Consider the following 26,572-nt stretch of genomic DNA (forward strand, 5'->3'; position numbering starts at 1 on the left):
CTCACTCACCCCCTGTTCCGACGGGGACCCGCATGTCGGCGGGGAAGTGCTCGAGGAGCGACAGGAACACGTTCGGGCTCGACTGGCCCAGCCCGCACTTCGAGGTCAGCCGCATGGTCGCGCCCAGACGGCGCAGACGCGCGACGTCGTCGGGGGTGCAGTTGCCCGCACGCAGCCGGCGCACGCCATCGAGCAGGGCCACGGTCCCGAGCCGGCACGGCGCGCACTGCCCGCAGGACTCGTCGGCAAAGAACTCGGCCACGTTCTCCGCCACATCGATCAGGTCACGGTCCGGCCCGAGGACGATGAACGCGCCACCCGTGGCCACGTCCTCGTAGCTCACCGTCCGCCCGAACTCGCTGGCGGGCACGCAGCTCCCCGCGGCACCCCCCACGACGACCGCCTTCGCGTCGGTGCCCCCGGCGGCGCGCAGCACCTCGGCGATCGGCACCCCGAGGGGGAACTCGTACACACCCGGACGCGCGACGTCACCGGACACGCTCAGCAGCTTCGGCCCGGTCGACCGATGGGTGCCGATCGACGCGAACCACTCGGGCCCCCGCGCAAGCACCGCGGTCGCCCAGGCGAAGGTCTCGACGTTGTTCACCACGGTCGGCGCACCGTGCAGCCCCCGCACCACCGGGTACGGCGGGCGGTCACGAGGCTCGCCGCGCCGACCCTCGAGGCTCTCCAGCAGCGCGCTCTCCTCCCCGCACACGTAGGCACCGGCGCCCATGTGCACGCGGATGTCGAAGTCGAAGCCCGGCGCCACCTCGCGGCCGAGCAGCCCCTGCTCCCGGCGCTCCCGCAGGCTGTCCAGCAGCGAGTCGCGCAGGTAGACGTACTCCGCGCGCAGATACAGCAGACCCTCACGCGCACCGATCGCGTAGCCGGCGATCGTCATGCCCTCGAGCACCAGGTCGGCATGCTTCGCCAGCAGAACGCGGTCCTTGAACGTCCCCGGCTCGCCCTCGTCGGCATTGCAGACGACGTAGCGACGACCGTCGGGCGCATCCGCCTCCGCAGCGAGACGCCACTTCAGGCCCGTCGGGAAACCTGCACCACCGCGGCCGCGCATGCCGGAAGCGACCATCTGGTCGACCACCTCAGCCGGCGGCCTGCTGAGGGCCGCACGCAGGCCCGCCCCCGCCTCGACGGCGGAGAGTGTCATCGGCGTGCGGACAGTCACGACGCACCTCCCACCGACCCAGATCGGTCGGCCCCTCACCTCCAGGCTAGGAACGCGCGGCGGCCGCTACCCGGGCCGTTGGACCCCAATCCGGGCGCTGCCGAGCGGGGTCCGCGTCCCGTGTCGGCGGCCGCCGTCGCCCGAATCACCGGTGGGCGTCCCGCCGGGCACGCTGGGCGAGTTGAGCGGTAGGAAGTGCCGGGTGAAGGCGCACCACAGTCGGGTACGTCCCCGAGTCGACACCCGCTTTAGGAGTTCGATTCATCGGAACGTTCGAAGCCCTGAACTGGGAAAATACATGCTGGTAGTTCTAGGAGCGCCGACGTTCCACGACTTCTGCTGACCACACGCTGACCACGAAAGAGTGCGGCGACGGACTAGCGCGGGGAGGTCGCACGCCGAGCAAGAGGCCAACGGTCCTCACCACTCCTACATCCGGTACCACTTGCCGAGCGACTCGTCGCTGTGCGGCAGGTCAAGGTCGCGGTTCTCTGGATGGGTGGACAACCAGCCACGGATGCTCGACAGCCACTCATTCACGTCTTCGAGCAGGGCAACCTGTCTGTGGATGTAAGTACGGTCGGTGACGTTGGCCCTAAGTGCATGCGCCGGCCCCTGTCGTGCTGCTCGGATGTTCCGCATCGGCTCCATCACCGCCCTTGCGGCATCCGGCCGGACTCGCTTCGTCACCATGAGAGCCTGCATACGGCCCAAAGTCCCGAGGCTTTCCGCGGCAGCGTTCTGCTTCGGAGCTCCTGCGGAAGACAGCGCCTTGCCGTCCATGTTCTCCGAAAGCAATTTGTCGAGCTGGTGAACGAACTCGTCCCAGTCGCGCTGAGACGGCCGAAGCAGCCATCCCAACTCTCGAGGCCGACTGGTCGTCCTGAACTGTCAACGACGGCTGAATCCTGAGCAGGTATCGACGGCTGAAAACTGAGCAGGTCGGCCGTGTGCGATTGGGGTGTCATGGCCGCTCTGCGATCTGTGCGGTCATGCCGACGGGCGGACGACTGGCCGGTCTGGGCGGCCGCTACGTGGTCGCTGCGATCTTCTGTGCGACGGTGGCAGGCAGCGGATAGGGGCGTTCGTCTGGCAGGGGGTCCAGGCCGCGGCGGCGGCGTTCAAGGGTTCCGGTGATGTCCTCGATACCGCGGGTCCACTCGGTGACGTAGCGAGCGACGGCCGACCCGGACAGCCCCAGCTGGAGTGAGCGGTGCGCTTGGGGTTGACCGTCGAGCGTGCGTTCCGGGTCCCACTGGACGCGCGTCGGGCAGTCCCCGAGCTGTTCTCGCCAGGTGTCGTGATCGGCGTGCAGCGTCGGCTCGAAGTGACTCAGGCACGATTCGCTCAGGGCCTCCTCGAACCCCGCTCGACTCATCCGGACTGCAAGAACCCGTTCCTGACCGGGCTTGGACGCCCAGCCCGACCGGTACATCATCCACAGAAAGGACGGCTTGACCCACGTCATCCGGCTGAGGCTGAAGGGGGCGACGAACCTGCCGGCCGAGAGGGCCGCCTCGGCGATCTCGTGGCTGAAGGCTTGGTAGACGGTGATCGACTCGGCGTCGAAGGACGCACGTACCTGCCTGACCGGCGGAGTCACTGACGCAGCCACGCCGCAAGCACTTCCACCGGCGCGGTCGCCGACGGGACGTCGGCGAAGAACGATCCCGACCGCCACTGCTGCGCAGTTGACTCCATGTCGCCGTTCCACTCGCCGTTGACCCACGCGAGCAGGTCCTGAAGACCCGCTGAACGCGCGAACTCGGCCGTCGCGGCAACCCCCTGGGGGGCAAGGAACACGGAGTCGATGTAGCAGTGGGTATCGAAGTTGATGCTCTTCGCACGCCAGACCAAAGCGCTGTCCTCGGCCCGGCCGACCATGAAGAGCAGCCAACAGCACGCAAGGAGCACGTCGCCGCATCCGTCCCCCGAGTCCTCCACGGCCGCGGTCTCTCGACGGGTTAGCTCCGCGATCAGGGGTGCATCCGAAGGGGCGAAGCTCGACAGCAGCGCAGCCGCCAAGGCCGCACGCACGACCTCGTCGGGGAAGTCGTCCGAAACGGGCCAATGGGGCCGTGCGTCAGCGGCGGCCAGCATCGTCCTCGCCGACTCCAACAGCTCCAAACCCGTGGTCACGGACACAGCCTGCCAGCAGTCAGACAAGGGCGGGCGGCTCCCCGCCGCGCGCCCGTGCGCTGCGCCGTCCGGTGCGAGCTGTCGCACCCCCAGCCGAAATAGGACAGGTCGAGTCAGTTGTCGCGGTCTTTGGCGAGTAGTTCGCGGCGGGCGCGGGTGCGGTAGGACTCGCCGGCCAGGGTCAGGACTTCGGCGTGGTGGACGAGTCGGTCGATCATTGCGGCGGCGACGACTTCGTCGCCGAAGACCTCGCCCCATCGGCCGAAGGGCAGGTTCGAGGTGACCATGATCGAGCCTTGTTCGTAGCGGGAGGCGACGAGCTGGAAGAACAGGTTCGCGGCGTCGTGGTCGAAGGGGATGTAGCCGACCTCGTCGATGATGATCAGCCGGTAGCGGCGGATCTTCTTCAGCTCGGCCTCCAGTGCCCCGCCGTGGTGCGCGGCTGCGAGGCGGGCGATCCAGTTGGTGGCGGTGTCGAACAGCACGGAGTAGCCGGCCTGGGCGGTCTTGATGCCCAGGCCGATGGCCAGGTGGGTCTTGCCGATCCCGGGCGGGCCAAGCAGGACCACGTTCTCGGCCTTGGGCACGAACGTGACGGTGGCCAGGTGCGCGAGCAAGTCCTTCCTGAGTGAGGGCAGGTGCTCGAGGTTGAAGTCCTCCAGGGTTTTGACCGCCGGGAAGTGCGCGGTGCGGATCCGCATGATCGACCCGGCGGACTCCCGGTCGGCGACCTGACGTTCCAGGACCGCGGCCAGATACTCCTCATGCGACCAGTTCTCCGAGCGGGCCAGGTCGGCCAGGTCGGCCCAGGTCCGACCGATCGTGGGGGTCTTCAGGACCCGGGTCAGGTAGGCGAGCTTGGACCCCAGCTGGTCGGGTCGTGGTGCGTCGCTCTTGGCGGTCCTGGTCGTGGTGGTCATCTGTGCTCCTTGGTCATCGGCCCGGTTCGTGGTGGGCCTGGGTCGAAGTCGACGCCGAACAGGGCGTCGTAGTCCGGCAGCGCCCGGATCGCGACGACGTGCCCGTCGAGGTGGGACCGGGTGGCCTGGGTGCGGCGGCGCTGGGCCAGGTCCGCGCGCAGCAGCCGGGCGGTCTCGCGGTGGGCAGGGTCGGTGATCGTGGCCGCGTGAGCCCAGCACCGGTCGTGGTCGGCCACGACCTGCCCGGCGCAGGTGGCCACGACCCGGGCGGGTGTCGCGAGGACGTCGACGAACCGGCCGATCGCCCGCGGGTCCACCGAGTAGTCGCACGACCCGATCCGCACGTAATAGTCGCGGGCCAGGCGGACCCGGTTCGTCAGCCCGACGGCCGGGGCGACCGGCGGCAGCGTGACCATCGCGGCCTTGTCGACCGCCCACCGGTCGACCGGTCGGGCGCCGATCGAGCGCAGGTGGCGGGTGTTGGCCCGCTGCGCCAACCACTGGGTGAGCTGGGTGTTGAAGTCGAACGGGGAGGTGAACGTGCGCCCGGGCAGGAACGAGGTCTCGAAGAACCCGTTGCGCCGCTCGACCAGGCCCTTGAACTCCGGATCCCTGGCTGGGGCGAGCTTGATCCGGACCCCGAGCGTCCCGGCGAACCCGGCGGCCTCGGCGGTCAGCTTGCCCGTCCCGCCGATCGCGGACTCCCGGTCCCAGACCAGCGTCCGCGGGCAGGCGCCCCAGCTGGTGGTCGCCTCCCACATCCCGGCCAGGATGTCCCCGGCCTTGCGCGAGGGGATCATCAGCGCGTCGGTGACCCGAGAGTATCCGCAGGTCATCGCGAGCACGGGCAAGATCCGTTCCTGGCCGGCGCCGACCGGGATCGCCACCGGTGGGAACCACAGATCACACTGCGCGACCTGCCCCGGGTCGTACTCGACCCGATCGGCCGGATCCGGCGGGACGAACAACGGGCGCAGCTGGCGGACCCGGTCCTTCAAGACCGTCAACGACCGATCCCACCCGATCCGCTCGGCGAGCACCGTGGCCGGCATCGTCGGGAACTCCGCCAGCAGCAGCCGGATGGCGGGCTCCACCGCATCCACGCTCGAGCCCGCCGGCGTCCGCTCGTACTTCGGCGGACGATGCGAGGCCAACGCCTTGGCCACCGTGTTCCGCGAGATCCCCAACCGCCTGGCGATCCCCGCCTGCGAGATGGCCTCCGACCGATGCAGCCGACGAATCTCGGCCCAGTTCTCCACAGTGATCACACCCCAAGCCGTACTCCCGGGGTGCTCAAGATTCACCCGTCGATTACGGCTCAGTGTTCAGGCGTCGTCGACATGAACAGGGCCGTTCCGAACGCGTTCTCCCAGAGGTAGTTGATGTTCTCCATCTCGGCGACCATCCGATGGAACGGCCCACTCCCGTCGGGCCAGTGCCCCATCTGCATCCCAAACCACACCGGGTGCGGCTCAAGGCCGTCGTCCGGCACTTGGTAGGTCTTCCACCGTTGCTGATGCTCAGCCGTGAGCTGGGCCAGGTCTCGATAGAACGCTGCGACGCGGCGAATCACCGGCGACGTAGGATCATTCCTGTCATACGCACTGAGGTCGTAGGCGAACCCGATGTGGCTGAGACTGACTTTGTCGCGCTCGGGCTCCGTGCTGTCGAAGTAGACCTCGTCGCTGACTCCCATGTCGGCACCAAAGTCGTCGAATCCAAAGCTGTACCGCGGATCATTGCGGTACGGCTCGAGAACCCCAAAGTCGAAGTACGCGAGTTCAAGCGCGCCACGTCCGCGGGCGAGGGCAGTCTCATAGGGCCGACCAACGAACCGCCTCGGAAGACGAACGCCCTTCATGCCGAGCTCCGTCGGGTACAGGCATACCCCGAACCCGTCGGAGAGCGCCTCAAGCGAGCCGACTTGTTGCTCGCGCGTCCGTCGGGACGCCCACGGCCGAATGTGCGGATTGGGGAAGTCTTCGTCGGACACCACCTGCAGACGCCCGTCACGAACCAGATTGGCAGCGCTGTCGCGGACGATCTCGGCGGTGCGTCTGTCGATGAACAGGCCGTTGAAGTCGCCGGATTCGAGGTACTTCGACCGCACTGCCTTGAGCAGCACCTCGTCGATGGTCAGCTCGGGTGTCCGTCGCGCTTCGCCATCGGTCACGCAGCGCACGGTACTACTCACGCACGACGAGCTCGGGCTCTCAGACCCCGGGGAAAGGTTGGCGTAGAGGTGGCCCTAGGACATGCGGAGGCTGTGAGGGCCTGTGATCTCATTGGCCCGTGACCGCCAAGAAGCATCAGAGCAAGCGAGGAACACGGCCGGGCCGGCAGGGACGCCGGACCGGAACTCCCGACCGCCATGCGGCGACAGTCATGCGGTCTATGAACGACATGTTCGAGGCAGCGGCTGCGTTCCTGGACGCGCCGGATCCGGTTGACGCACTGGAGAAGGCGCTCGACGAGACTACGAGTGAAGTCGCGGAGCGACTGGCTGGAGCGGACCCAATCAGGCTCATCGAAGTCGCGAGGGTCGCCTGCCTTCCATGGTCCTTCCCCGGGGCGTCGACGCCCTCGGACGTTGAAGCGGCTCCAGCGCTGGCCGAGCTCCTCGCACTTGTCGCACTAACGTCTGGTGAGCTCGACGACGACCCCCGAGATGACGCGTCGGCCGGTCCCCGCCCAGCCTGGGCTCGGGCCGAGCGGGCGCCACGCGCGAATGACACAGCCACCGGGCAGCCGCTAACCGACCAGGTTCAGAATGCATTACCATTCCTCCAAAAGCTCCTTCATCTCAGCCAAATCCGTAGCATGGTGAGTATTGACCCTCAAGACGGATTCGCGCGCATCGCAGCAATGGTCCAGAGCGCGGAGTTATGGGTTCGCAACTCGTCGTATCCGGATGCTGTCGAAGAATCGCTGCGGGAGCTCTTCGACGAACCGAGCGTCGTGACGACCCTTGTAGAGTCTCTCGGTTTCAATGCCACCCAGGCGATTGCCACACTCGAGGCGTGCCACTCTCTGCAAGTAGAGAGCCTCAATCGCCGCATGCATACAATGTTTGACAAAATGGAGAAAGAGTATCGAGCCAGCTCGGGTGGGCGACCGGATCCCAAAACTGTAGCTCGGCTTCGGGAGGATTGGCTTTCTGCTTGGGAGCCGACGGTCGAAATGGCGACCGTATCGGCAGGTGACATCGGGGCTCGGGTCGGCATCTCGGAAGAAACTGTCGTTGCCGTCATGAAGCATTTCTCCTTCCAGCCCGACGGATTACAGCCGAGAATCGCCGTCGAACGGTTCACCGAAGGCAGCAGTCCCCTACGAATACGACCCGTTATCGCCGCACCAAACGGACGCTTCCTCCTTATACACAATGGCCTCGTTCCCACGGCGGTGCGGGAGTCTCTCGAGTCGGCGCTCAAGAGCACGGCTGTCTGGGAAGTCTTCCAGTCGAACCGCGGCAGGCTCCTAGAACGCCGCACACACGACGCTTTGGCGCGTGCACTACCGGACGCGATTTACCGCGATGGCTTTCAATACTTCGTTCCCGCGGACGACGCGGAGGCTGCCTCGTCGGTTCCGGGGAAGTACACGAAGCGGGTCGAGGGCGACCATCTAGTCATCCAGGATGATGTCGCGATCATAGTCGAGGATAAGGCCGTCGCAATGGCCGCTAGTTCGCGTGCAGGAAACTCCAAGCGCCTCCGCAAGGATCTCGTGGGCATCGTGACCAGGGCCGCCGAACAGGCGGGTAGGCTTCAGGACTGCATAGAACGCGACCGTGGCTTGCGGATACATGGCGAAGGATGGCTCGACCTCTCGCACATTAGAGAGATCCATACAATCGCGGTTAGCCTTGACGACCTACCGTATATCTCAACAGCAACGGCAGAATTGGTGAAGGCGCAGTTTCTTGACAGCGGACACATTCCTTGGACGGTGTCCATTCATGATCTCGACTTGATCACTGATCTCATAGGCCGCCCAGCAGAGTTCTTGTTGTACCTTCAACGGCGTCGCGACCCGGAAGCAACTGTTTACTACACCGCGCCCGACGAGCTTGATCTGTTCCTGTATTTCTTCGAAGCTGGTCTCTACGTCGAGCCGGATCCAGACGAGGCACGAAAGGTGCTTCCGTTCCTCCCGCCCCCAACGACGGCCGAGCGGCGACGGCGTCGCGGTCAGGTGCCGGCGCTGATTACAAGTCGGACGGATGAGCTCGATAACTGGCACTACTCGGTGAGCGGATCGGCAGATCAAAGCGCAAATCGTGACGGTCTTTCTGGCAAGCAGCCTAAAGAGGAAACGAGCGCAGGACCTTCCATCTTCGCCCCAAAGCCAAAGATGACGCCTAGTCCGCTGACCTCGTTGATTGACGCGATCTACTCCGACAAGCAGTACGGCAGGCTGAGCATTGGCGCGATGCTTCTATCTGGCTCGTCGGAGTTCCAGAGCAAGTTGGCGCGTATCCCACGGCAACTGCTGGAGAATCCCCGAAGCGATGGTCGCGAACGGACCGTTACTATTCCCCTTGGCACCAATCGGGAAAACGCATGGCTTCTAGTGTGGGCTACCCGACCGATCGGTCGGGACGCGCGCGACTTTGAAGCGGACATGCGCGACTACCTTCGGACTAAGAAGCATCAGCTCGGCTTGCGGCGCGGGGTAATTCTCGCATTCGACCAAGCCACGAAGGTACTCGCCGGCGTCTACTACGACGGCCATGAAGGACCTCTCGAACCCCGACTCGAAGCACGCCTTTCCGAGCTGAAGCCCATCGAGGCGATGCAAGGATGGGCGCCTCCCTCGCCGCCGAAGTCCCGCGCAGGCTCCGGACGCCGAAACACCCGGGGCAACAAGAGTCGCAGAGCGAGGAAGGGGCGGAGATAGCCCGGGTCGCTCCCGGCTCAGGCCTCTCCCCTATGCCTCCCCAGGAGAGAAGGTCGTGCATCGGACGGCCTCGCAGCGTCGTGCCGTAGTGCCTGGTATCGCGTCCGTGGAGCCCGGTCACCGACGAGGTGCAAGAAGAGTCGAGGCTGTGATCGATGGTGGTGTGGTCGGACCGCTACCCGCTGCGGCGCTCTGACCGCTTCGTCAGCCGGATCCACCAGTTCCGTGGCCCAGGTTCGCGGCTGACGCCGGCATGATCGCGTGCCAGGAAGTCCTCGACGTTCTCAACTACCACTGCCAGCGCACCGTCAACGTCCTGGAAGTGGGGGCTCCGATCTACGACCTGGTCGTCGCGCACATAGCCAACGTCAGCCCAGCCGCCAGTCCAGACGCAGACCTCGAGCTCGTCTACTTGACCTCGTCGCACTCGCAGGCCCACTGACTCCGGCACCTCGATGCTCGATCGGTCGGTGAGGATCGGCTGTGGCCAAGATGCGAGCTCGTCCCGCCAGGTCAGCGGTCCCACGTCGATGCCTGATCGGCTGCGCCACTCGCTGACGACCGGCCTCAATCTGCTAGCAAGGACGTCCAGGTCGACGAGGTGATCCACCTGCCACATCCTGCCCGATGACGGATACGCGTACCTGACCAGGACAGGTGGCCGCTGGCGACGCCGCCCTGTCTGGCAGGGACTCGCTCTCCGAGCACCAGCCCCGAGCGGCTGGGGGCCCTACTCATGCCGCGCGGTGGGGCCAGAGATCTTGACCGGATCCATTCCTGAGCCGAGATCGCGCGTCTTGCGGTCGCCCGCGCACACCTGCTCCCGGGAGGGGCACGCAACGCGATGTGTGCGCACCACTCCAGCTCCTATCGCTAGGTGGACGTCGCGTCTTACGCACATCCCGGCGCACCTATCACCAGGAGCAACCGCTGCTCGAGCCGCGTGAGGAGGTGGCGCCGTGGTGATGTCGATGCACAAGCTGACGGTCGGCGATGGATACACCTACCTGACCAGGCACGTTGCCGCCGGTGATGCCGGCCTGTCGCCGGCCGACTCGCTCACGGCCTACTACGAGCAGACCGGCAACCCCGCGGGTCGCTGGCTCGGACGCGGGCTCGAGTCGCTTGGAGCCGGCGACTTTGAACCCAGGAGCGTCGTCGCCGAGCTGGCGATGACGCACCTCTTCCGCGACGGCTGCGACCCTGTGACGGGCGCACCGGTAGGAAGGCCGTACCGGGCGACTGCGCCAGGCGAGGGCCGGCACGCGGTGGCCGGCTACGACCTGACCTTCACCGCGCCCAAGTCGGTCTCGGTGGTCTGGGGGCTGGCCGACGATTCGACGCGCGCGACGCTCTACGACGCCCACCGAGCCGCGCTGGCTTCTGCGTTGGAGTTCGTCGAGCACTCCGTCATCCGGACGAGGGTCGGCGCAGCCGGCTGCCGGCAGGTCAAGACGCGCGGCATGATCGCGGCCGCGTTCGACCACTGGGACTCCCGCGCCGGTGACCCGAACCTCCACACGCACGTCGTGATCGCCAACAAGGTCCAAGGCCCAGACGGCGTGTGGCGGTCGCTGGACGGCCGGACCCTGCACGCCGCGACAGTGACGGTCTCCGAGCTGTATGACGCCTTGCTCGCCGACGAGGTCACCCGGCGACTCGGCACCACCTGGTCTCCACGCGACCGCGGCGAGCGCCGCAACCCGGCCTTCGAGCTCGACGGTGTCGGCGAGGACCTGCTGGCCGACTTCTCCACCCGTTCCGAGCAGATCCACTGCGCGCAGCAGCGCTGGACCGAGGAGTTCGCCGAGCGACGCGGACGAGCGCCGTCTCGCACGGAGACGACCCGGGCTCGCCAGCACCTGACCCGCGAGACCCGACCGCCGAAGGTCGTCCGAGCGCTGTGCGACCTGCTCGCGGACTGGGCCAACCGAGCCCGCGCGCTGACCGGGCTCGAGCCGGCCGACCTGGCAGCACGTGCCTTAACCGGAGGTTATGGCCGCCCGCTGCATGCAACCGACGTGGGCCAGGAGGTCCGCGCCGCGATCGTGGCGCAGGTCCTCGAGGACGTCTCGACCCGTCGCTCGGTCTGGTCGACGTGGAACCTCGGCGCGGCCGCCCTGCGCTCCTCTCTCGCGCTGCGCATGGCCTCCGCGGAGGACCGGCTCGCACTGACCAACGGCCTCGTCGCTGCGGCCGGCGACGCCTGCGTGCGCCTCGACGACAACCCCGAGCAGACGCACCGCCGGGTCGGGGAAGAGACGTTCACCTCTCTTGAGCTCCTCCAGGCCGAGCGCACTCTCCTGGACGCCGCCGAGACCGACATCCCGCTGGGGATCCACCCGCTCGCCGAGCGCATCGCGGACCGCCACCTGGCCGAGCTGTCCGACGACCAACGCGACGCCGCCAAGGCCGTGCTGCTCTCGACACGATCGTTGGACGTGCTCGTCGGACCGGCCGGGTCCGGCAAGACGACCACCCTGTCCGCCCTCGCCGACGGGTGGCGGCGGATGCGCGGCGACGTCGTAGGACTGGCACCGTCCGCCAGCGCGGCCGCGACCCTGTCCGAGGCCCTGGGTGCGCGCTGCGAGACCGCCGCCAAGTGGATCTACGAGTCCATCGGCGACGCCGCCGCCCGACGAGCCCTCGCCTACCAGCAGGCGAGGGCCGCCCTGGGCGACCCCGACGCGACCTACTGGGACCGCAACGACGCGAACCAGCGGCGAGGTGCCCTCGTCGCGACCCAAGACCAGTGGCGGTTCCGCCGAGGGGACCTGGTTGTCGTCGACGAAGCCTCCATGGCCGATACCCGTACCCTGGCCGCCCTCGTCGACCAGGCCGCCGCGGCGGACGCGAAGGTGCTGCTGGTCGGGGACCACCTGCAACGTGGCGCGGTCGACGCCGGCGGGGCGTTCGGGATGCTCGCCCGCCGCGGACCCACCGCCGAGCTGCGCACCCTTTGGCGTTTCAGCCACCCGTGGGAAGCGCGCGCCACCCTCGACCTCCGCCACGGTGACGCTGCCGCCCTGGACGCCTACATCCAGCACGGCCGGGTCAGCCACGGCACGCACGACGACATGCTCGACGACGCGCTCTCTGCGGCAACCGATGCCGAAGCGCAGGGCCGGACCGTCCTGCTCGCGGCCGCCGACCGGCGCACCGTCAACGAGCTCAACGCCCGCGCCCGCGCCGAACGCATCCGCACCGGCACTGTTCGCACCACTGGCATCACCCTGAGCGACGGACTGACCGGCGGCGTCGGCGACCGCATCGTGACCCGCCGCAACAACAGGCGCCTGCGCACCAACGACGGGTTCGTCCGCAACGGCGTCCTCTGGCAGATCACCGACGTCCTGCCGGGCGGCGGCCTGCGCGTCCGGCCGGTCGGAGATCCGGCTAGCGGCACTCTGCGACTGCCGGCGGCCTACGTCGCCGAGTCGGTCGAGCTCGGCTACGCCACCACTACCGCCCGCAGCCAAGGCATGACCGTCGGCGAGACCCACACCGTCATCACTGCCGGAATGGGCCGCGAAGACCTCTACGTCGCCGTCAGCCGCGGCCGCCACCTCAACCGGCTCTACGTCGCCACCGACCGCCCCGACCCCGACTGCCTCCCGTCGGGCGAGGCCGCGACCGCCCGCGAGGTCCTCGACCGGATCCTCGCCACGACGCATGCCGAGGCCTCCGCCACCGAGACCTGGGCCACCCACCACCCCGACGCGCCACAGCCGCCGCTCCCGGCGACCCGCCCACAGCCCGTCATCCCGCCGCTGCGTCCACAGATGACGCCGCGCCCCTTGACGCCCTCGCCCAGCCCGGTCCTCGATGGATCGGTACTGGAGCGGTGGTGAGCACCCCAACCCACCGAAGGAGAACGACCATGTCGACGACCACGCAGACCGCCGTCACCGCTGCTCGGCAGTACTACCGCGTCAAGGACGCGGCAGCCGTCCTCGGGGTGCCGGTGCGGACGCTCTACCACCTCGCCGAGACCGAGCAGATCCCCTGCCGCCGGCTCGGGACCGTCATCCTCATCCCGGCCTCGTGGGTCGATCGGGAGCCCGCGCAGCCGCGCCGTCGCTGATGTCCGTCACTCGGCGAACACTGCCCTTGGGCACGGTGACCTGGCGCGCGAAGGTCTTCTTCGAGCACCGGGTCATCGCCGAGAAGTCGTTCCAACGGAAGACCGACGCCAAGCGCTGGGAGGCCGACCAGCTGGTCAAGCTCCAGAGCGGCACCTGGATCGACCCGACGCGCGGTCGGGTGTCGTTCGGGACGCTCGCCGAGGAGTGGCAGGGCTCGCGGCAGCACCTCGCGGTCCGCAGCCAGGAGACGACGCAGTTCCTGCTCGACTCCTACGTCATCCCTCTGCTCGGTCGCTTGCCGATCGCCGTGATCTCCGCGACGGACGTCGAGCGCGTCCTCACGTCAATGACGGTCCGCGGGCTGGCGACGGCCACCCGTCGACGCGTCCTGTCCGTCATCCGACTCGTCCTCGACTACGCCGTCCGCGACCGGCGGATCTCGGTCAACGTCGCCCGCTCGATCCCGCTCCCCAAGGGCACGACGAAGCGCGAGCCGCACTGGCTACGCGCGGAGCAACTCGGCAAGCTCGCGGACGCCATGCCGCCGAACTGCCGGCCAGTCGTGCTCTTCCTCGGCTTGGCCGGCTGCAGGTTCTCGGAGATGTGCGCGCTGCGGGTCGACGACGTCGTCCAGACACCGCACGGCCTCGGGGTCCGGATCCACCGCGCAGCCCCGCAGTCGAAGCGGACCAGTGGAGCGGTCTTCGGCCCGACGAAGACACACCAAACCCGCACCGTGCCGGTCCCGCCGACACTCGAGACCTACGTCCGGGACCGGATCGACAGCGCGCCGTCCGGCTCGTACCTGTTTCCCAGCCCGACGGGAGCGATCTGGACCAACACCAACTTCCGAGTCCGCTCCCGCTGGACCGAGACCACACAGTCGGTCGGCCTGGCCGGCACGACGATCCACGACCTCCGCCACACCGCCGCCTCGCTCCTCATCGCCGCCGGCGCCGACGTGAAGGCGGTCCAGATGATCCTCGGCCACGCCACCGCGACGATGACGATGGACCTGTACGGCCACCTGTTCTCCGAGGCACCGTGGGTGGCGATGGAGCGGATGCCGATGTTCCCGGAGTCCCCACCTCCACCTGTACCCGGCGTCGACTAGCAAGCGGTCGAGGCTCCTTCGCGCTGCCCTCGCGCCATGGTTGGTGTTCGCGAAGGAGCGGCGCTCGAATGCTGATGGCCACTCGACGCTGTGACGCGATCCGGCCCTGCGCCGTGGGTTCCGACCGATACGGTCTGCAGCGTGTGGAACCTTCGCCGTCGACGTCCTTCCGTTGCTGCACCTGAGTCCGATCGCGACATCGTGACGCGGATCGCTGCTGAGCACCTGGCACCCGACGTCGCTCAGCGGTGGCTCGCGCTCGCCCGGCCGGCGATCCGACTGGTCCCAGCGCGCTCGAGCGAGGCACCGGTCGCGCTCCTTGGTGGCACCCCGAACCTCCCGGCGAGCCACCAGTGGCCCTCGTGGGAGGGCGTCGGCCCGCTGACCTTCATCGGCGAGCTCGACCTTGCCGTCGTCGCTCAGTTCCCCCTCGACATCACGCTCCCGGCGGACGGCCGGCTGCTGTTCTTCTACTTCGACGGCAGCTACAACAACTTCGCCGAGACAGTCGGGTACTTCGAGCCCGCGTCCCTTGTAGGCGCTCGCATGATCCACGTGCCGGCCGGCACGCCATCGCATCCCCGCCAGGCTCCCGAGGAGCTACAGGTTCTGCCGCAGATCCCATTCGCTGGCCAGGAGGTGGTGACGTTCCCCAACTTCGAGCACCCCGACTTGCGGGCAGCGTTCGAGGCGACTGACGTGGACTACAAGGAATGGATCGAACACCCTGTGTGCGCAGACGCGTTCACCGAAGAGATCTCGGGACGCCACCATGGGGTCCAGCATCAGATTGGCGGCTACGCGAACAACATCCAGGCGCCCGTCGAGATGGAGGCCGCATGGGGTGTCCTCGGGGGCGACGTCAAGGCCATCGACCCCGCGGAGGCTGCAGTCGAAGCTGCTCGGTGGCGGCCGTTGTTCCAGGTCGACAGCGACGACGACCTTGATGTCATGTGGGGTGACGCAGGGATCTTGTACTGGCTCGCTCGGCCCGAGGACCTGAACGCGGGCGACCTGACACAGGCAACCTTCACCTGGCAGTGCGGCTGAGTCGTCGGCCGGCTGATGCGTAGCGCCGGAGCCAGCCCGTGCACCACAACCGCCGACTCGCTGCTCATCGCGGCCGACGCCGACGTGAAGGTGGTCCAGATGATCCTCGGACACGCGACCGCAACGATGACGATGGACCTGTATGGGCATCTGTTCTCCGAGGCGCCGTGGGTGGCGATGGAGCGGATGCCGATGTTCCCCGAGCCGCCGCCGGTCGACGGTGAGTCGGGTCCGGGCACTCCTCGACGTGAGGCCCCAATCATCGGTGCCCATGAACTCAGCGCCAGATGGTGGGGCACGACGCGCTCGAAGCTGCGGCGACTACGTGCGGTCGCCGGTCCGGAGCACGTCGAGCGCTTCGCCCGCGCTCGTGCGAACTAGCGGCCAACTGGTGTCGCCGAACCACAGGCTATCCACGTCGTCGGGTTGCCGACGACGTGCGACGGCGAGCACTGCCTCGACCACGCGACTTACGGCCGCCGCCTCACGCTCGTCGCACAGAGTCCCGCCGATCGATTCGCTCGGGTCCGTGGTATCCCACCAGGTGTCATCAATCAGCCAGTGGATCGCGTTCCTGACATCTGGCCAGCGCGGATCGACGTCAGTGCCAGACAGGTGGGGAGGCTCCCCTGCCAGGCATTCCAAAGCCGCGAGCACGTCCTCACGCCGGTCAGGAAACTCCAGCTTCATGAAGACGCCCCACGGATCCCGTTCTCGCGTCCACGCATGGGCGAAGGCTAGCGGCGCTGCGCAGCCGCTCCGTCGACCGAATCGGCGCGGGACGGGACCATGCTGCTGACCACATGCTGACCACGAACCGGACATTGCGGTCGCGGCCACCACATCAGTCGCACCCAAGATCGCGCTGACCTGCAACAACACACTGTGCGCCTGGGCAGATTCGAACTGCCGACACCCGCTTTAGGAGAGCGGTGCTCTATCCCCTGAGCTACAGGCGCGCGATCCACGGGGAACGCCGCAGAGCCTACCGAACGCGCGGGCGAACGACCGAAGGCCGGCGCCACCGGAGCACGTCGCGGACGGGCCGCAGCTGCACCCCTTCGGCGGCGAGCTCGGTGCGGGTGCGGCGCCGGTGGTGCAGGACGCCCGCGAGGCCGACGAGCCACGGCAGGAGCAGCACCGCGAACGCGACTCGGTAGGCATCGAGCGTGTAGATAGAGGCGCCGGGGGGCGAGACCAGCTGGAGCACCAGCCCGACGGCGAGCACGCCGAGGATCGTCGAGGTGAACCCGCCCATGTTGACGAACCCCGTCGCGGCGCCGAGGCGTTCCTGGGGCGTGGAGGTCCGCGCGAAGTCCACGCCGACCAGCGAGATCGGAGCGCCGGCGCCGAGGACGACGACGAACACCAGCAGCTGCCACAGCGGTCGCGGGGTGTCGAACGCCAGCAGGACGGACCAGGCCACGAACGTGGCGCCGGCGGTCGCGAGCACCGCCCAGGTGCGGCGCAGCGGGTGTCGGGCGGTGAACTGCCCGGCCAGCGGTCCGGTCACCATGGCGGACAGGGTGAGGACGATGAGCAGGAGGCTGGCTTCGCCGGGCGTGCGGTTCTGGGCGGTGACGAAGAACGGCACGCCCCACAGCAACGCCACCACATTGGCGGAGAACGGGCACAGGAAGTGGCTCCAGAAGCCCAACCGGGTGCCGTGCGGGCGTGCGGCCGAGCGGACGGCGGACAGGAAGCGCTCGGGTACGTGCGAGGCGGACGACGGGGCGGAGCGGATGCCGACGAACGCGACGGAGGCTGCCACGACCCCGAGGCCCGCCAGCGTCGCGAACGCGACCGTCCAGCCCTGGGAGTGCAGCAGCCAGGCCACGGGGATCGCCGACGCCAGCTGACCCGCCTGACCGATCAGCCCCGTGGTTTGGACCATCACCGGGATGCGGCGTGGGGGGAACCACTCGGCGACCAGCCGGCACGCGCCGATGAAGATCGGGGCGTCGCCGGCACCGATGAGCACGCGGGCCACGAGCGCCCACCCGACCTGGTCGGAGAGCGCGAGCAGCAGCTGTCCCGCGGCCATCACCAGCGAGCCGACGACGAGCACGGACCGGGCGCCGAACCGGTCGAGCAGCTGCCCGGCGGGGAGCTGCATGCTCGCGTACGCGGTGAGCTGGACCACCGAGAAGAGCGCCAGCATGGTTGCGGACAGGCCGAACCGGTCGATGGCGTCGACGCCCGCCACCCCGAGGGCCGTCCGGTGCACGACGGCCGCGAAGTACACGACGACCGCGGCGGTGAACACGAGGCCGGCGGTCCGTGGAGCCCCTGCCGATCGCGTCGTTCGCACCCGGCACCGTACCCCGCAGCCAGGACTGCCCAGAGGCGTCGGCCGCCGAGAATCACCCCAAACACCCATAGACCCGCGCACACCGACCGCGGGACGATCGCCACAGGGACATGCCCAGCGGAGGGGGACCGCGATGGCTGCGCTGCGTGAGTCAGATGTCGCCAGGGAGACGTACCGGCACCTGAGGATGATCCTCGTCGCGCTGGCCGCGTTCCTGCTGATCGGCTCGATCTTCGGGCTCGTGTTCTTCGGCAAGTTCGAGGGGTCGATCAGCGCCAACTACCTGGGGCCGCTGCGGGACGTGTTCGTCGCGGCGCTGGTGGGGATCGCGGTGTGCCTGGTGGCGTACCGCGGGCGGACGCTGGAGGACTTCGCGCTGAACCTGGCGGGGTTCTACGCGCTGTTCGTGGCGTTCGTGCCCACCGACCTGGACGACACCCTGCGGGGCATCGAGGACCCGGCCATCCGCGAGGAGATGGTCAACGGCATCCGGGTGTCCACCAGCTCGGTGCTCGTCGCCGCTCTGGTGCTGGTCATCGCCGAGAAGATGACGGGCAACTGGCCCGGCGACGCCATCGGCAGCAAGCCCGTGCGTGCGAAGGCTCTCTACCGGCTGTCGTGGCCGTTCGCGGTCCTCTTCGTCGGGCTGGTGGTCTACCGCATCTGGGAGGGCGAGGAGTTCGCCTGGATCCACTACGCCGCGACGTTCCTGCTGATCATCAGCATGTCGGTCGCGGTGGCGTGCAACGGGTGGCCGAAGGCGGCGGGCGAGGACGACCTGACGGACCAGCCGCTGTACAAGGCGATCGCGGTGGGTATGACACTCGGCGGGATCGTGGTCCTCGCCGTGGCGTACTGGCTGTTCCGCGGGTACCACGTGGCCATCGCCGAGTGGTGGGAGGTCGGGCTGTTCCTGGTCTTCTGGGTGCGCGAGACGTTCCGGAACTGGGACTCCCCCGCGCGGGCGAAGAAGGCAGCGGAGGCAGCGGCCGGAGCGGTCTAGCGCTCGACGCGAGACAGTCGGTCCCGCGTGGCAGGATCGCGGGATGACGACGGAGCAGAAGCAGGCGCCCGACATCACCAAGAACGCGGGCGACACCGAGCTGTGGGTCGAGCGCACGGGCAAGCGCCTCTACACGGGACGCAACTCGCGCGGCGCGGAGGTGCTGATCGGCAGCGTGGGCGTCGAGAACGTGTTCAGCCCGGGTGAGCTGCTGAAGATCGCGCTGGCCGGGTGCAGCGGGCTGGCGGCGGACGCCAAGCTGAGCCACTACCTGGGCGACGACGTCGACGTGACCATCAAGGCCTCGGGCATGAGCGACACCGAGGAGGACCGGTACCCCGCGATCGCGGAGGAACTGGTCGTCGACCTCAGCGCGCTGGACGCGGCCACGCGGGAGCGCCTCATCAACCTGGTGCACCGGGCCATCGACTCGCACTGCACGGTCGGCCGCACGCTCGACGCCGGCGCCACGGTGCAGCTGACGGTCACCGGGGAGCGCTGATGCCGGCCCTCGTCGAGGCCGCGCTGGCCAAGGCCGTCACCATCCCGTCCGCCACGATCCACGCGCACGTCGACTCGCTGCGCCGCAAGAACCCGGGCGCGACGCCCGAGCAGCTGGTGCGGCTCCTGGAGAAGGAGTACCTGCTGGTCGTGCAGAGCACGGGCGGCGCGGTCGGTGCGACCGCGGCGGCTCCGGCGGTCGGCACGGGCGTCGCGCTGGCGCTCACGGCCAGCGACGTGGCGACGTTCTTCGCGGCGTCGGCCGCGTTCGCGCTCGCGGTGGCCAGCGTGCACGGCATCGAGGTCGAGGACCACGACCGGCGTCGCGCGCTGCTGCTCACCACGATCCTCGGGGACTCCGGCGGCAAGATCGTCACCGACGGCGCAGAGCTGACCACCGTGAGCGTGGCGCGGGCGCTGCTGACCCGGATGCCGATGGCGACGGTCCGCAAGGTGAACACGACGATGACTCGCCGGCTGGTGCGCACGCAGCTGACCAAGCAGACCGGGCTCGCGATCGGGCGGCTGATCCCGTTCGGCATCGGCCTGGTGGTGGGTGTCGCGGGTGCTCGGGCGCTGGGCAAGAACGTGATCGAGGGGGCGCGCACCGCGTTCGGCCCGCCGCCGCTGACGTTCCCGAAGGTCATCGAGATCGCGGGCCCGAACGACACACCGATGATCCTGCCCGCCGAGCCCAAGCGCGTGACGGGCAGGTTCAAGCGGATCGGCTCGAAGAAGTAGGTCCTACCAGCGCGCGTGCACGTGCTGGCGGATCCGGCCGTCGTAGATCCCCCGCAGCCCGCCGAGGGTCTCCTCGTCGACGGGTGACAGCGACGCGGCCGCGGCGTTCCCGACCGCCTGGGCGGCTGAGCGCGCACCGGGGATCACGACGGACACACCCGGCTGGTCGATGATCCAGCGCAGGGCCAGCTGGGCGGTGGTCCAGCCGGAAGGCGTCAGCGACGCGACCTCGCGGGCGGCCGCGACGCCGACCTCGAACGGCACCCCGGCGAACGTCTCGCCGACGTCGAACGCGTCGCCGCCGCGGTTGTACGACCGGTGGTCGTCGGCCGCGAACTGCGTGTCCTCGTCGTACTTGCCGGACAGCAGGCCCGACGCCAGGGGAACGCGAGCGATGATCCCGACGCCCTCCTTCGCTGCCAGCGGGAGCACCTGCTCGAGCGGCTTGCGGCGGAACACGTTGAGGATGATCTGCACGGTGGCCACGTGCGGCCGGACGATCGCCTCGAGGGCCTCGTCGACTGTCTCGACGGAGACGCCGTAGGACGCGATCCGGCCCTCGTCGACCAGCACGTCGAGGGCGTCGTAGGTGGACTCGCGGCGGAACACCTCGGTGGGCGGGCAGTGCAGCTGCACCAGGTCGAGGGTGTCGACGCCGAGGTTCTCGCGCGAGCGGTCGGTCCAGGCGCGGAACCACGACAGCGTGTAGGCCTCTGCGGTGTGCGGGTCGGCGCGGCGGCCCATCTTCGTCGCCACCGTGATGCCGTGGTCCGGGCCGCGGGAGCGCAGGAACGTGCCGATGAGCTTCTCGGAGCGCCCGTCGCCGTAGACGTCGGCGGTGTCGAGGAACGTGACGCCGGAGTCGACGGCCGCCTCGAGCACCGACAGCGCGGCCTCTTCGGTGACCGATCCCCAGTCCGCACCGAGCTGCCAGCAACCCAGCCCCACCACTGCGACCGACCGACCCGTACGTCCTAGAAGCCTCGTCTCCATGGACAGCGACGTTACCCGCGCGGACGATGGCCAGGTGACGAGCATCCCGATCGACGCCGTGGTCCGTTCCTTCCCGGTCGACGCCGCGACTGCGTGGGACCTCGTCACCGACCTGCGCAACCACGAACGGTGGATCCCGCTGACCCGGGTCACCGTGGACGGGTCGACCGTCACGGCCGTGTCCGGCCCCCTGGCGAAGCGCGGGTTCCCCGGCCTGACGGACGTGATGACGATCGACACGTACGAGCCGCCGGCCGGCGACGAGCCCGGCATCGCCACGTATACCAAGGTCGGACGCGTGCTCAAGGGCCACGCGAGCATCGTGGTGGTGCCCGCCGGGCCGTCGTCGAGCCGGGTGTTCTGGAGCGAGGAGGTGTACCTGGCCGGGCCGCTCTCCCGGCGACTCACCGGCGCATTGCTCCGACCGTTCCTCGGCGTGATGGTCCGGTACGCACTGATGCGCGCCCGGAACGAGGTCCGCGCAACAGATCGCAACTCGTAGCCGGATCTGCGCAACAGATCGTGCCCCAGCGCGCAATCCGAGATGAACGGCCCGGGCCGTACCGACTCGTACCCTCGTGGGAACGACACGCCACGAGGAGCCTTCATGACCCCGACCGCCCCCGGACGTACCGATCGCCGCTACCTGATGTGCGAGCCCGTCCACTACACGGTGTCCTACGAGATCAACCCGTGGATGGACAAGACCCGGTTCACCGACGCCGACCTCGCGGTCCGTCAGTGGCGCACCCTGCGCGACACGTACCTCGACCTCGGCCACACCGTCGAGACGATCGACCCGATCCCCGGCCTGCCGGACATGGTCTACGCGGCCAACGGCGCCACCGTGCTGGACGGCGTCGTGTACTCCGCCAGGTTCCGCTACGCCGAGCGCCAGCCCGAGGGTCCCGCGTACCAGAAGTGGTTCGCCGACCGCGGCTACGTCACGCACACCGCCGCCGAGACCAACGAGGGCGAGGGCGACCTGCTGGTCGTCGGCGACCTGGTCCTGGCCGGCACGGGCTTCCGCACCGAGCGGTCCGCGCACGCCGAGCTCCAGGAGCTGTTCGGCCGCCCGGTCATCTCGCTCGACCTGGTCAGCCCGCACTACTACCACCTCGACACCGCGCTGGCCGTGCTGTCGAGCGACCCGGCCGACCCGCAGATCGCCTACTTCCCGCCGGCGTTCTCGGCCGGCTCGCGGTCGGTGCTCCAGCAGCTGTTCCCGGACGCCATCGAGGCCACGGAGCGCGATGCGGTCGCCCTCGGCCTGAACGCGGTGTCCGACGGCTACAACGTGGTCGTCGCCCCCGGTGCGGTGGACCTGGCTGCGGCGATCGCCGAGCGCGGCTACAACCCGATCCCCGTGGACACCAGCGAGCTGCTCAAGGGCGGCGGCGGCGCCAAGTGCTGCACGCTCGAGATCCGGCCCGCCTCCGGTTCCGGGCGATGACTCTCGTGGAGGTGGCCCCGGCGTCGGTCCTGGCCCCCAACTACCACCCGCTCCCGGTCACCCTGGTCGACGGCCTGGGCTCCTGGGTCACCGACGACGCCGGCCGGCACTACCTGGACCTGCTGTCCGGGTACTCGGCGCTGAACTTCGGCCACCGGCACCCCGTGCTCACGGCCGCGGCGCACGCGCAGATCGACAAGCTGACGCTCACGTCCCGCGCGTTCGACCACGAGCTGCTCGAGCCGTTCGCCGCGCGGCTGGCCGCCCTGATCGGTCCCCTGGTCGCCGGCCCGCCGATGGTGCTGCCGATGAACACGGGTGCCGAGGCCGTCGAGACCGCCATCAAGGCCGCCCGCAAGTGGGGCTACGACGTCAAGGGCGTGCCCGCCGACCGCGCGACGATCCTCGTGGCCGACGGCAACTTCCACGGCCGCACGACGACGATCGTGTCGTTCTCCACCGACCCCGACGCGCGCCGCGGCTTCGGCCCGTACACGCCCGGGTTCCGGGTGGTCCCGTACGGCTCGGTCGAGGCGCTGCGCGACGCGATCGACGAGACCACCGTCGCCGTCCTCCTGGAGCCGATCCAGGGCGAGCAGGGCGTCGTCGTCCCGCCGGTCGACTACCTGCCCGGCGTCCGGGCGCTCTGCTCCGAGCACGACGTGCTCTTCATCGCCGACGAGATCCAGTCCGGGCTCGGCCGCACAGGCACCACGCTCGCGTCCGAGCTCTGGGGCGTGAAGCCCGACCTGGTCACCCTGGGCAAGGCGCTCGGCGGCGGGGTGCTCCCCGTGTCTGCGGTCGTCGGACGCGCGGACGTGCTCGGCGTGCTCACCGCCGGCACCCACGGGTCCACGTTCGGCGGCAACCCGCTGGCGTGCGCGGTCGGCCTCGCGGTCGTCGGCCTGCTGGAGACCGGGGAGCTCCAGGCGCGCGCCACGACGCTCGGCATCGAGTGGGGCGCCCGCCTGGACGCGCTCGTCGACGCCGGCCTGCTGGCCTCGTCGCGACGCGTGGGGCTCTGGGCGGGGCTGGACGTGGCCGAGGGCCGCGGCACCGGGCGTCAGCTGTGCGAGCGCCTGCTGGCCCGCGGCGTGCTGGCCAAGGACACCCACGGCAGCACCATCCGCCTGGCTCCCCCGCTGACCATCAGCACCGAAGACCTGCACCTGGCCACGGACCGCCTGACCGACGCCCTCCGCTGACCACCCAAACGTCCGCACACGTGGGGGCTGGAACCCGCCGGAGTGCGGACGCACGGTGCTCACCACGCACGACGTCCGCTCTCGTGGGGGCTGGAGCCCTCTCGAGTGCGGACGTTGTGGTGAGGGTCAGCTGAAGCGGACCGCGCCGAAGAGCCAGCCGTTCAGGCCCGCGCCGCCGACCGACATGCTCGACACGTCGGTGCGGCGCATCTGGGCGTCGTGACCGGAGGACCGCGACCAGGCGGAGACCATCGAGGACGCGGAGCCGTTGCTCACGCAGGCCACGATGTTGTCGCCACCGGAGTGCCAGATGCCGCCTGCGTTGGCCATGGTGATCGAGTGGCTGACCAGGCTGCCGCTGCGGGAGACCGACAGCTGCGAGAGCCCGAGGGACGCGCGGTAGGCGTTGATCGCCGAGCCGATGGCCGACACGCTGGACTCACCGGCGCCGGAGCCCCCGGAGCCGCTGCACACCTTGCCGCCGCTGGGGATGCTCGCCGACGGTGCCACGGGAGCCGCGCCGGCGGCGACCCGGGGAGCCGTGGCACGGGCCGCCGACCGGGTGGGCGCCTTGGCGGACCGGGCTGCGGCAGCCGCCTGCGCAGCGGCGGCCGCGGCGGCCTGCTCGGCGGCGATGCGGGCGTTCTCGGCGGCCTGCCACGCGGCCTGCGCGTCGACGGCGGCCTTCTCGGGTGCGGCGACCCCGGCGACCAGCGAACGCAGGGACGTGAGGCTGACATGGGGAGCGGCGATCGCGGTGCCCACCGCGCCGGTGGCGCTCACGAGGGCGGCGCGCGGGGCGTCGCCCGCGTTCGGCACGGCGGCGAGCGTGGCGTTCGCGTGGTCGACGGTCGCCTGGGCGCCGGTCGTCGCGGCGGCGCGGCTGGTCACGTACGCGGTCTGGGCGACGACCGCGTCGGTCTGGCGCGCCACGACGGCGTCACGGGCCGCGGCCTGCACGGACTGGTCCACCCGGAGGCCGGCCTCGAGTGCCCGGGCCTGGGTGGCCTGTGCCTTCTGGTCGGCGGCGTACACGCCACCGCCGGCGGCCACGGCGAGCGCGACACCGGCGGCGAGGCCGACCCACACGGATCGTCTGACCGCGACGATGCGCGCGGCGGTCTCCTCGACGAGCGGGGACGGCGCGGTCCTCTGGTGGGGAACATCGACCTGGGTAGGGACATCGACCTGGGTAGGGACGTCGACCACCGGGACGGGTGCACTGATGACCGACGGTCGCTGGCTCGGCACGACGTCGAGCAGCTTCTTCGTGTCCTTGGCCACGTCTTCTCCTTCGGGCGTTCCTTTGCAGGTGTTCCGCGAGTGGGGCTTCCACTCATCTCGGCACGCGGAGCGTCCGCCTTGAGGCCAGATGCCCCTTTTGGTAAATCACCCGTTTGGACTAGTACGTGTCGCAGAGTGCCATTTTTCCGGGGGTTTCACCAATCGGACCGGGAACGGCGATGATGTGAACGTGACCGACGACTCCGGCCTGGACGCGCTCGACACCGCGATCCTGCGGGTGCTCGCACTCGACGCCCGGGCGACGTTCGCGCAGGTGGGAGAGCACGTGTCCCTGTCCGCGCCGGCCGTGAAGCGACGGGTGGACCGGCTGCGCGAGCGGGGGGTGATCCGCGGGTTCACGGTCCGACTGGACCCGGCGGCCATGGGCTGGCAGACCGAGGCCTTCGTCGAGCTGTTCTGCCAGGGCTCCACCAGCCCGGCGACCATGCGCTCGGCCGTCGAGCACTACCCCGAGGTGGTCGCTGCGAGCACCGTGACGGGGGACGTCGACCTGATGGTCCAGGTGCGCGCGCGGGACATGCGGCACCTGGAGCGGGTGGTGGAGAGGCTCGCCGCGGAGCCGTTCGTGGCGCGCACGCGCTCGACCGTGGTGCTCTCGGCGCTGGTGCGCCGACCGGACGTGCCGCCGGCGCCCGAGGGCTAGTCAGCCGGCGATGGCCTCCGCGGTGGCGCACCGGTTGGTGACCACCATGACGGGGCAGTCGGAGTGGTGCAGCACGGCCTGGCTGGTGGAACCCAGCAGCAGCCCCGCGAACCCGCCGCGCCCGCGGGAGCCGACGACGATCAGGTCCGTGGCCACCGAGAACTCGGTGAGCAGCTCTGCGCCGGTGCCGTCCAGCGCGATCCGCCGGACCGTCACGCCGGGGTGGTCGGCCAGTGCGCGGTCGACCACCACGTGCAGGCCCTCGGTGACGTCCCGCAGCACCTGCTCGTGGTCCACCGTGGCCGGCAGCCATGCCAGCACACCCGTCATCGACCCCACGGGCACGCCCGCGACGGCGGTCAGCTCGGCACCCCACGCCTCGGCCTCCCCGATGGCGTACCGCAGCGCGTGCTCGGCCTGGGGCGAGCCGTCGACGCCCACGACGATGCGCTTGACGGGTCGAGGGGCCGGGATGGGGGCGTCGTCGGGCAGCGTCTTGCCCGCCTCCCGCAGCGGGACGACGACCGTCGGGCAGTACGCGTGCGCCGGCAGGGCCGACGAGACGGTGCCGAGCAGCCGGTCCGCGAACCCGCCGCGCCCGCGCGTGCCGACGACGGCGAGCCGGACCTGGTGCGAGAGGTCGACCAGCACGCCCGCGGCGTCGCCCGTGAGGACCTTGGCGGTCACCGGGACGCCCATCGACGCCACCCGCTGCGTGGCTTCCGCGAGCACCGCCTTGGCGCCCTCCTGGATTGCCGTGTCGTCGAGCGCGGCATAGCCGCCGTCGAGCGAGGCCGCCGTGAACGACGGGAGGGAGTAGCTGCAGATGAGCCGGATGCCCCAGCCGTGGGTCTTGGCCTGTGCGGCGGCCCAGTCGAGCGCGTGCAGGCTCGCAGCCGACCCGTCCACCCCGACGAGGACCACATCGTCACGCGTCATCCGGAGCCTCCGTGCTTGTGCCGAGCCCACCGTGCGCTCGTCCCAGTGTCCTCCCGCGGTGCACGGATGCACCCGGCAGTAG

25 protein-coding genes and 1 tRNA gene are annotated in these 26,572 nt (G+C 69.4%); 12 read left to right on the top strand and 14 right to left on the bottom strand.

Annotation, left to right across the window (positions count from 1 at the left end; genetic code table 11):
• Nucleotide 1 precedes the first annotated feature (1 nt).
• From HP550_RS06660 to HP550_RS06685, 7 genes are all read right to left on the bottom strand, one after another.
• Nucleotides 2–1,189, bottom strand: a complete 1,188-nt coding sequence (locus HP550_RS06660; RefSeq protein ID WP_210767748.1) for a complex I 51 kDa subunit family protein — start codon at nt 1,187–1,189, stop codon at nt 2–4.
• Nucleotides 1,190–1,618: 429 nt separating this feature from the next.
• On the bottom strand, nt 1,619–2,050 hold the full coding sequence (locus HP550_RS06665) for a hypothetical protein (protein WP_175346804.1): 432 nt from the start codon (nt 2,048–2,050) through the stop codon (nt 1,619–1,621).
• Nucleotides 2,051–2,219: 169 nt separating this feature from the next.
• Nucleotides 2,220–2,792, bottom strand: a complete 573-nt coding sequence (locus HP550_RS22970) for a DUF4291 domain-containing protein (protein ID WP_343048020.1) — start codon at nt 2,790–2,792, stop codon at nt 2,220–2,222.
• A complete protein-coding gene (locus HP550_RS22975; protein ID WP_343048021.1) occupies nt 2,789–3,328 on the bottom strand; it encodes a hypothetical protein in 540 nt (179 codons plus the stop codon). Before HP550_RS22975 ends, HP550_RS22970 begins: the two co-directional genes overlap by 4 nt.
• 113 nt (nt 3,329–3,441) lie before the next feature.
• Nucleotides 3,442–4,248 carry an IS21-like element helper ATPase IstB gene (istB, locus tag HP550_RS06675; protein ID WP_175346806.1) on the bottom strand — a complete coding sequence of 269 codons (807 nt, stop codon included), beginning with the start codon at nt 4,246–4,248 and terminating at the stop codon, nt 3,442–3,444.
• Nucleotides 4,245–5,516 (bottom strand): IS21 family transposase, encoded by a 1,272-nt coding sequence (istA, locus tag HP550_RS06680; protein ID WP_175346807.1) that lies wholly within the window; start codon nt 5,514–5,516, stop codon nt 4,245–4,247. Before istA ends, istB begins: the two co-directional genes overlap by 4 nt.
• A gap of 50 nt (nt 5,517–5,566) precedes the next feature.
• Complete coding sequence (locus HP550_RS06685) at nt 5,567–6,421, bottom strand: hypothetical protein (protein WP_175346808.1); 855 nt, start codon at nt 6,419–6,421, stop codon at nt 5,567–5,569.
• Between the two features lie 221 nt (nt 6,422–6,642).
• Between HP550_RS06685 and HP550_RS06690 the strand changes: the two genes are divergently transcribed.
• The gene (locus HP550_RS06690) at nt 6,643–9,147 is read left to right on the top strand and encodes a hypothetical protein (protein ID WP_210767749.1); all 2,505 of its coding nucleotides are present in this window, start codon (nt 6,643–6,645) and stop codon (nt 9,145–9,147) included.
• Nucleotides 9,148–9,322: 175 nt separating this feature from the next.
• Here HP550_RS06690 and HP550_RS06695 read toward each other — a convergent pair whose 3' ends face one another.
• On the bottom strand, nt 9,323–9,757 hold the full coding sequence (locus tag HP550_RS06695) for a hypothetical protein (RefSeq protein ID WP_175346809.1): 435 nt from the start codon (nt 9,755–9,757) through the stop codon (nt 9,323–9,325).
• 361 nt (nt 9,758–10,118) lie between these two features.
• Between HP550_RS06695 and mobF the strand changes: the two genes are divergently transcribed.
• From mobF to HP550_RS06715, 4 genes are all read left to right on the top strand, one after another.
• Complete coding sequence (mobF, locus tag HP550_RS06700) at nt 10,119–12,998, top strand: MobF family relaxase (RefSeq protein WP_246280622.1); 2,880 nt, start codon at nt 10,119–10,121, stop codon at nt 12,996–12,998.
• A gap of 29 nt (nt 12,999–13,027) precedes the next feature.
• Entirely contained in the window at nt 13,028–13,231 is a 204-nt protein-coding gene (locus HP550_RS06705) for a helix-turn-helix domain-containing protein (protein ID WP_175346810.1), read from the top strand.
• 35 nt (nt 13,232–13,266) lie between these two features.
• Nucleotides 13,267–14,346 (top strand): tyrosine-type recombinase/integrase, encoded by a 1,080-nt coding sequence (locus tag HP550_RS06710; protein ID WP_343048022.1) that lies wholly within the window; start codon nt 13,267–13,269, stop codon nt 14,344–14,346.
• 141 nt (nt 14,347–14,487) lie between these two features.
• Nucleotides 14,488–15,396, top strand: a complete 909-nt coding sequence (locus HP550_RS06715) for a YwqG family protein (protein ID WP_175346812.1) — start codon at nt 14,488–14,490, stop codon at nt 15,394–15,396.
• Nucleotides 15,397–15,717: 321 nt separating this feature from the next.
• Here HP550_RS06715 and HP550_RS06720 read toward each other — a convergent pair whose 3' ends face one another.
• The 3 genes from HP550_RS06720 to HP550_RS06730 form a co-directional block, all read right to left on the bottom strand.
• The gene (locus tag HP550_RS06720; RefSeq protein ID WP_175346813.1) at nt 15,718–16,086 is read right to left on the bottom strand and encodes an SCO4402 family protein; all 369 of its coding nucleotides are present in this window, start codon (nt 16,084–16,086) and stop codon (nt 15,718–15,720) included.
• Nucleotides 16,087–16,282: 196 nt separating this feature from the next.
• Nucleotides 16,283–16,355, bottom strand: a tRNA-Arg gene (locus HP550_RS06725).
• 26 nt (nt 16,356–16,381) lie between these two features.
• Nucleotides 16,382–17,707 carry an MFS transporter gene (locus HP550_RS06730; RefSeq protein WP_343048023.1) on the bottom strand — a complete coding sequence of 442 codons (1,326 nt, stop codon included), beginning with the start codon at nt 17,705–17,707 and terminating at the stop codon, nt 16,382–16,384.
• A 133-nt stretch (nt 17,708–17,840) separates the two neighbouring features.
• Here HP550_RS06730 and HP550_RS06735 point away from each other — a divergent pair, with 133 nt between their 5' ends.
• Genes HP550_RS06735 through HP550_RS06745 form a run of 3 tightly spaced genes read left to right on the top strand, consistent with a single transcriptional unit; the run spans nt 17,841 to nt 19,952 of the window.
• On the top strand, nt 17,841–18,710 hold the full coding sequence (locus HP550_RS06735; RefSeq protein ID WP_175346815.1) for a hypothetical protein: 870 nt from the start codon (nt 17,841–17,843) through the stop codon (nt 18,708–18,710).
• 43 nt (nt 18,711–18,753) lie between these two features.
• Complete coding sequence (locus tag HP550_RS06740; RefSeq protein ID WP_056095419.1) at nt 18,754–19,212, top strand: OsmC family protein; 459 nt, start codon at nt 18,754–18,756, stop codon at nt 19,210–19,212.
• Nucleotides 19,212–19,952, top strand: a complete 741-nt coding sequence (locus HP550_RS06745) for a hypothetical protein (protein ID WP_246280623.1) — start codon at nt 19,212–19,214, stop codon at nt 19,950–19,952. The genes HP550_RS06740 and HP550_RS06745 overlap by 1 nt, the downstream gene beginning before the upstream one ends.
• Before the next feature lie 3 nt (nt 19,953–19,955).
• Here the strand turns inward: HP550_RS06745 and HP550_RS06750 are convergent, their stop codons facing one another.
• Nucleotides 19,956–20,945, bottom strand: coding sequence for an aldo/keto reductase (locus HP550_RS06750; protein ID WP_175346816.1), 990 nt, complete (start codon nt 20,943–20,945; stop codon nt 19,956–19,958).
• Between HP550_RS06750 and HP550_RS06755 the strand changes: the two genes are divergently transcribed.
• The 3 genes from HP550_RS06755 to rocD all read left to right on the top strand — a co-directional run bounded on the left by HP550_RS06755 (nt 20,944) and on the right by rocD (nt 23,603).
• Nucleotides 20,944–21,447, top strand: coding sequence for an SRPBCC family protein (locus HP550_RS06755; protein ID WP_210767750.1), 504 nt, complete (start codon nt 20,944–20,946; stop codon nt 21,445–21,447). The genes HP550_RS06750 and HP550_RS06755 overlap by 2 nt on opposite strands.
• Nucleotides 21,448–21,552: 105 nt before the next feature.
• A complete protein-coding gene (gene ddaH, locus HP550_RS06760) occupies nt 21,553–22,398 on the top strand; it encodes a dimethylargininase (RefSeq protein WP_175346818.1) in 846 nt (281 codons plus the stop codon).
• Nucleotides 22,395–23,603: an ornithine--oxo-acid transaminase gene (gene rocD, locus HP550_RS06765; RefSeq protein WP_175346819.1), complete on the top strand. Its 1,209-nt coding sequence runs from the start codon at nt 22,395–22,397 to the stop codon at nt 23,601–23,603. Before ddaH ends, rocD begins: the two co-directional genes overlap by 4 nt.
• 126 nt (nt 23,604–23,729) lie before the next feature.
• Here rocD and HP550_RS06770 read toward each other — a convergent pair whose 3' ends face one another.
• Entirely contained in the window at nt 23,730–24,887 is a 1,158-nt protein-coding gene (locus tag HP550_RS06770) for a CAP domain-containing protein (protein WP_175346820.1), read from the bottom strand.
• Nucleotides 24,888–25,077: 190 nt separating this feature from the next.
• Between HP550_RS06770 and HP550_RS06775 the strand changes: the two genes are divergently transcribed.
• Complete coding sequence (locus HP550_RS06775; RefSeq protein ID WP_315095687.1) at nt 25,078–25,551, top strand: Lrp/AsnC family transcriptional regulator; 474 nt, start codon at nt 25,078–25,080, stop codon at nt 25,549–25,551.
• On the opposite strand, the gene HP550_RS06780 is transcribed toward HP550_RS06775, so the two are convergent.
• Nucleotides 25,552–26,490 (bottom strand): universal stress protein, encoded by a 939-nt coding sequence (locus tag HP550_RS06780; RefSeq protein WP_175346821.1) that lies wholly within the window; start codon nt 26,488–26,490, stop codon nt 25,552–25,554. It abuts the gene before it with no gap.
• Between the last annotated feature and the right edge of the window lie 82 nt (nt 26,491–26,572).

This window comes from Cellulomonas humilata (genome assembly GCF_013359775.1).
Taxonomy (GTDB): Bacteria; Actinomycetota; Actinomycetes; order Actinomycetales; family Cellulomonadaceae; genus Cellulomonas; species Cellulomonas humilata.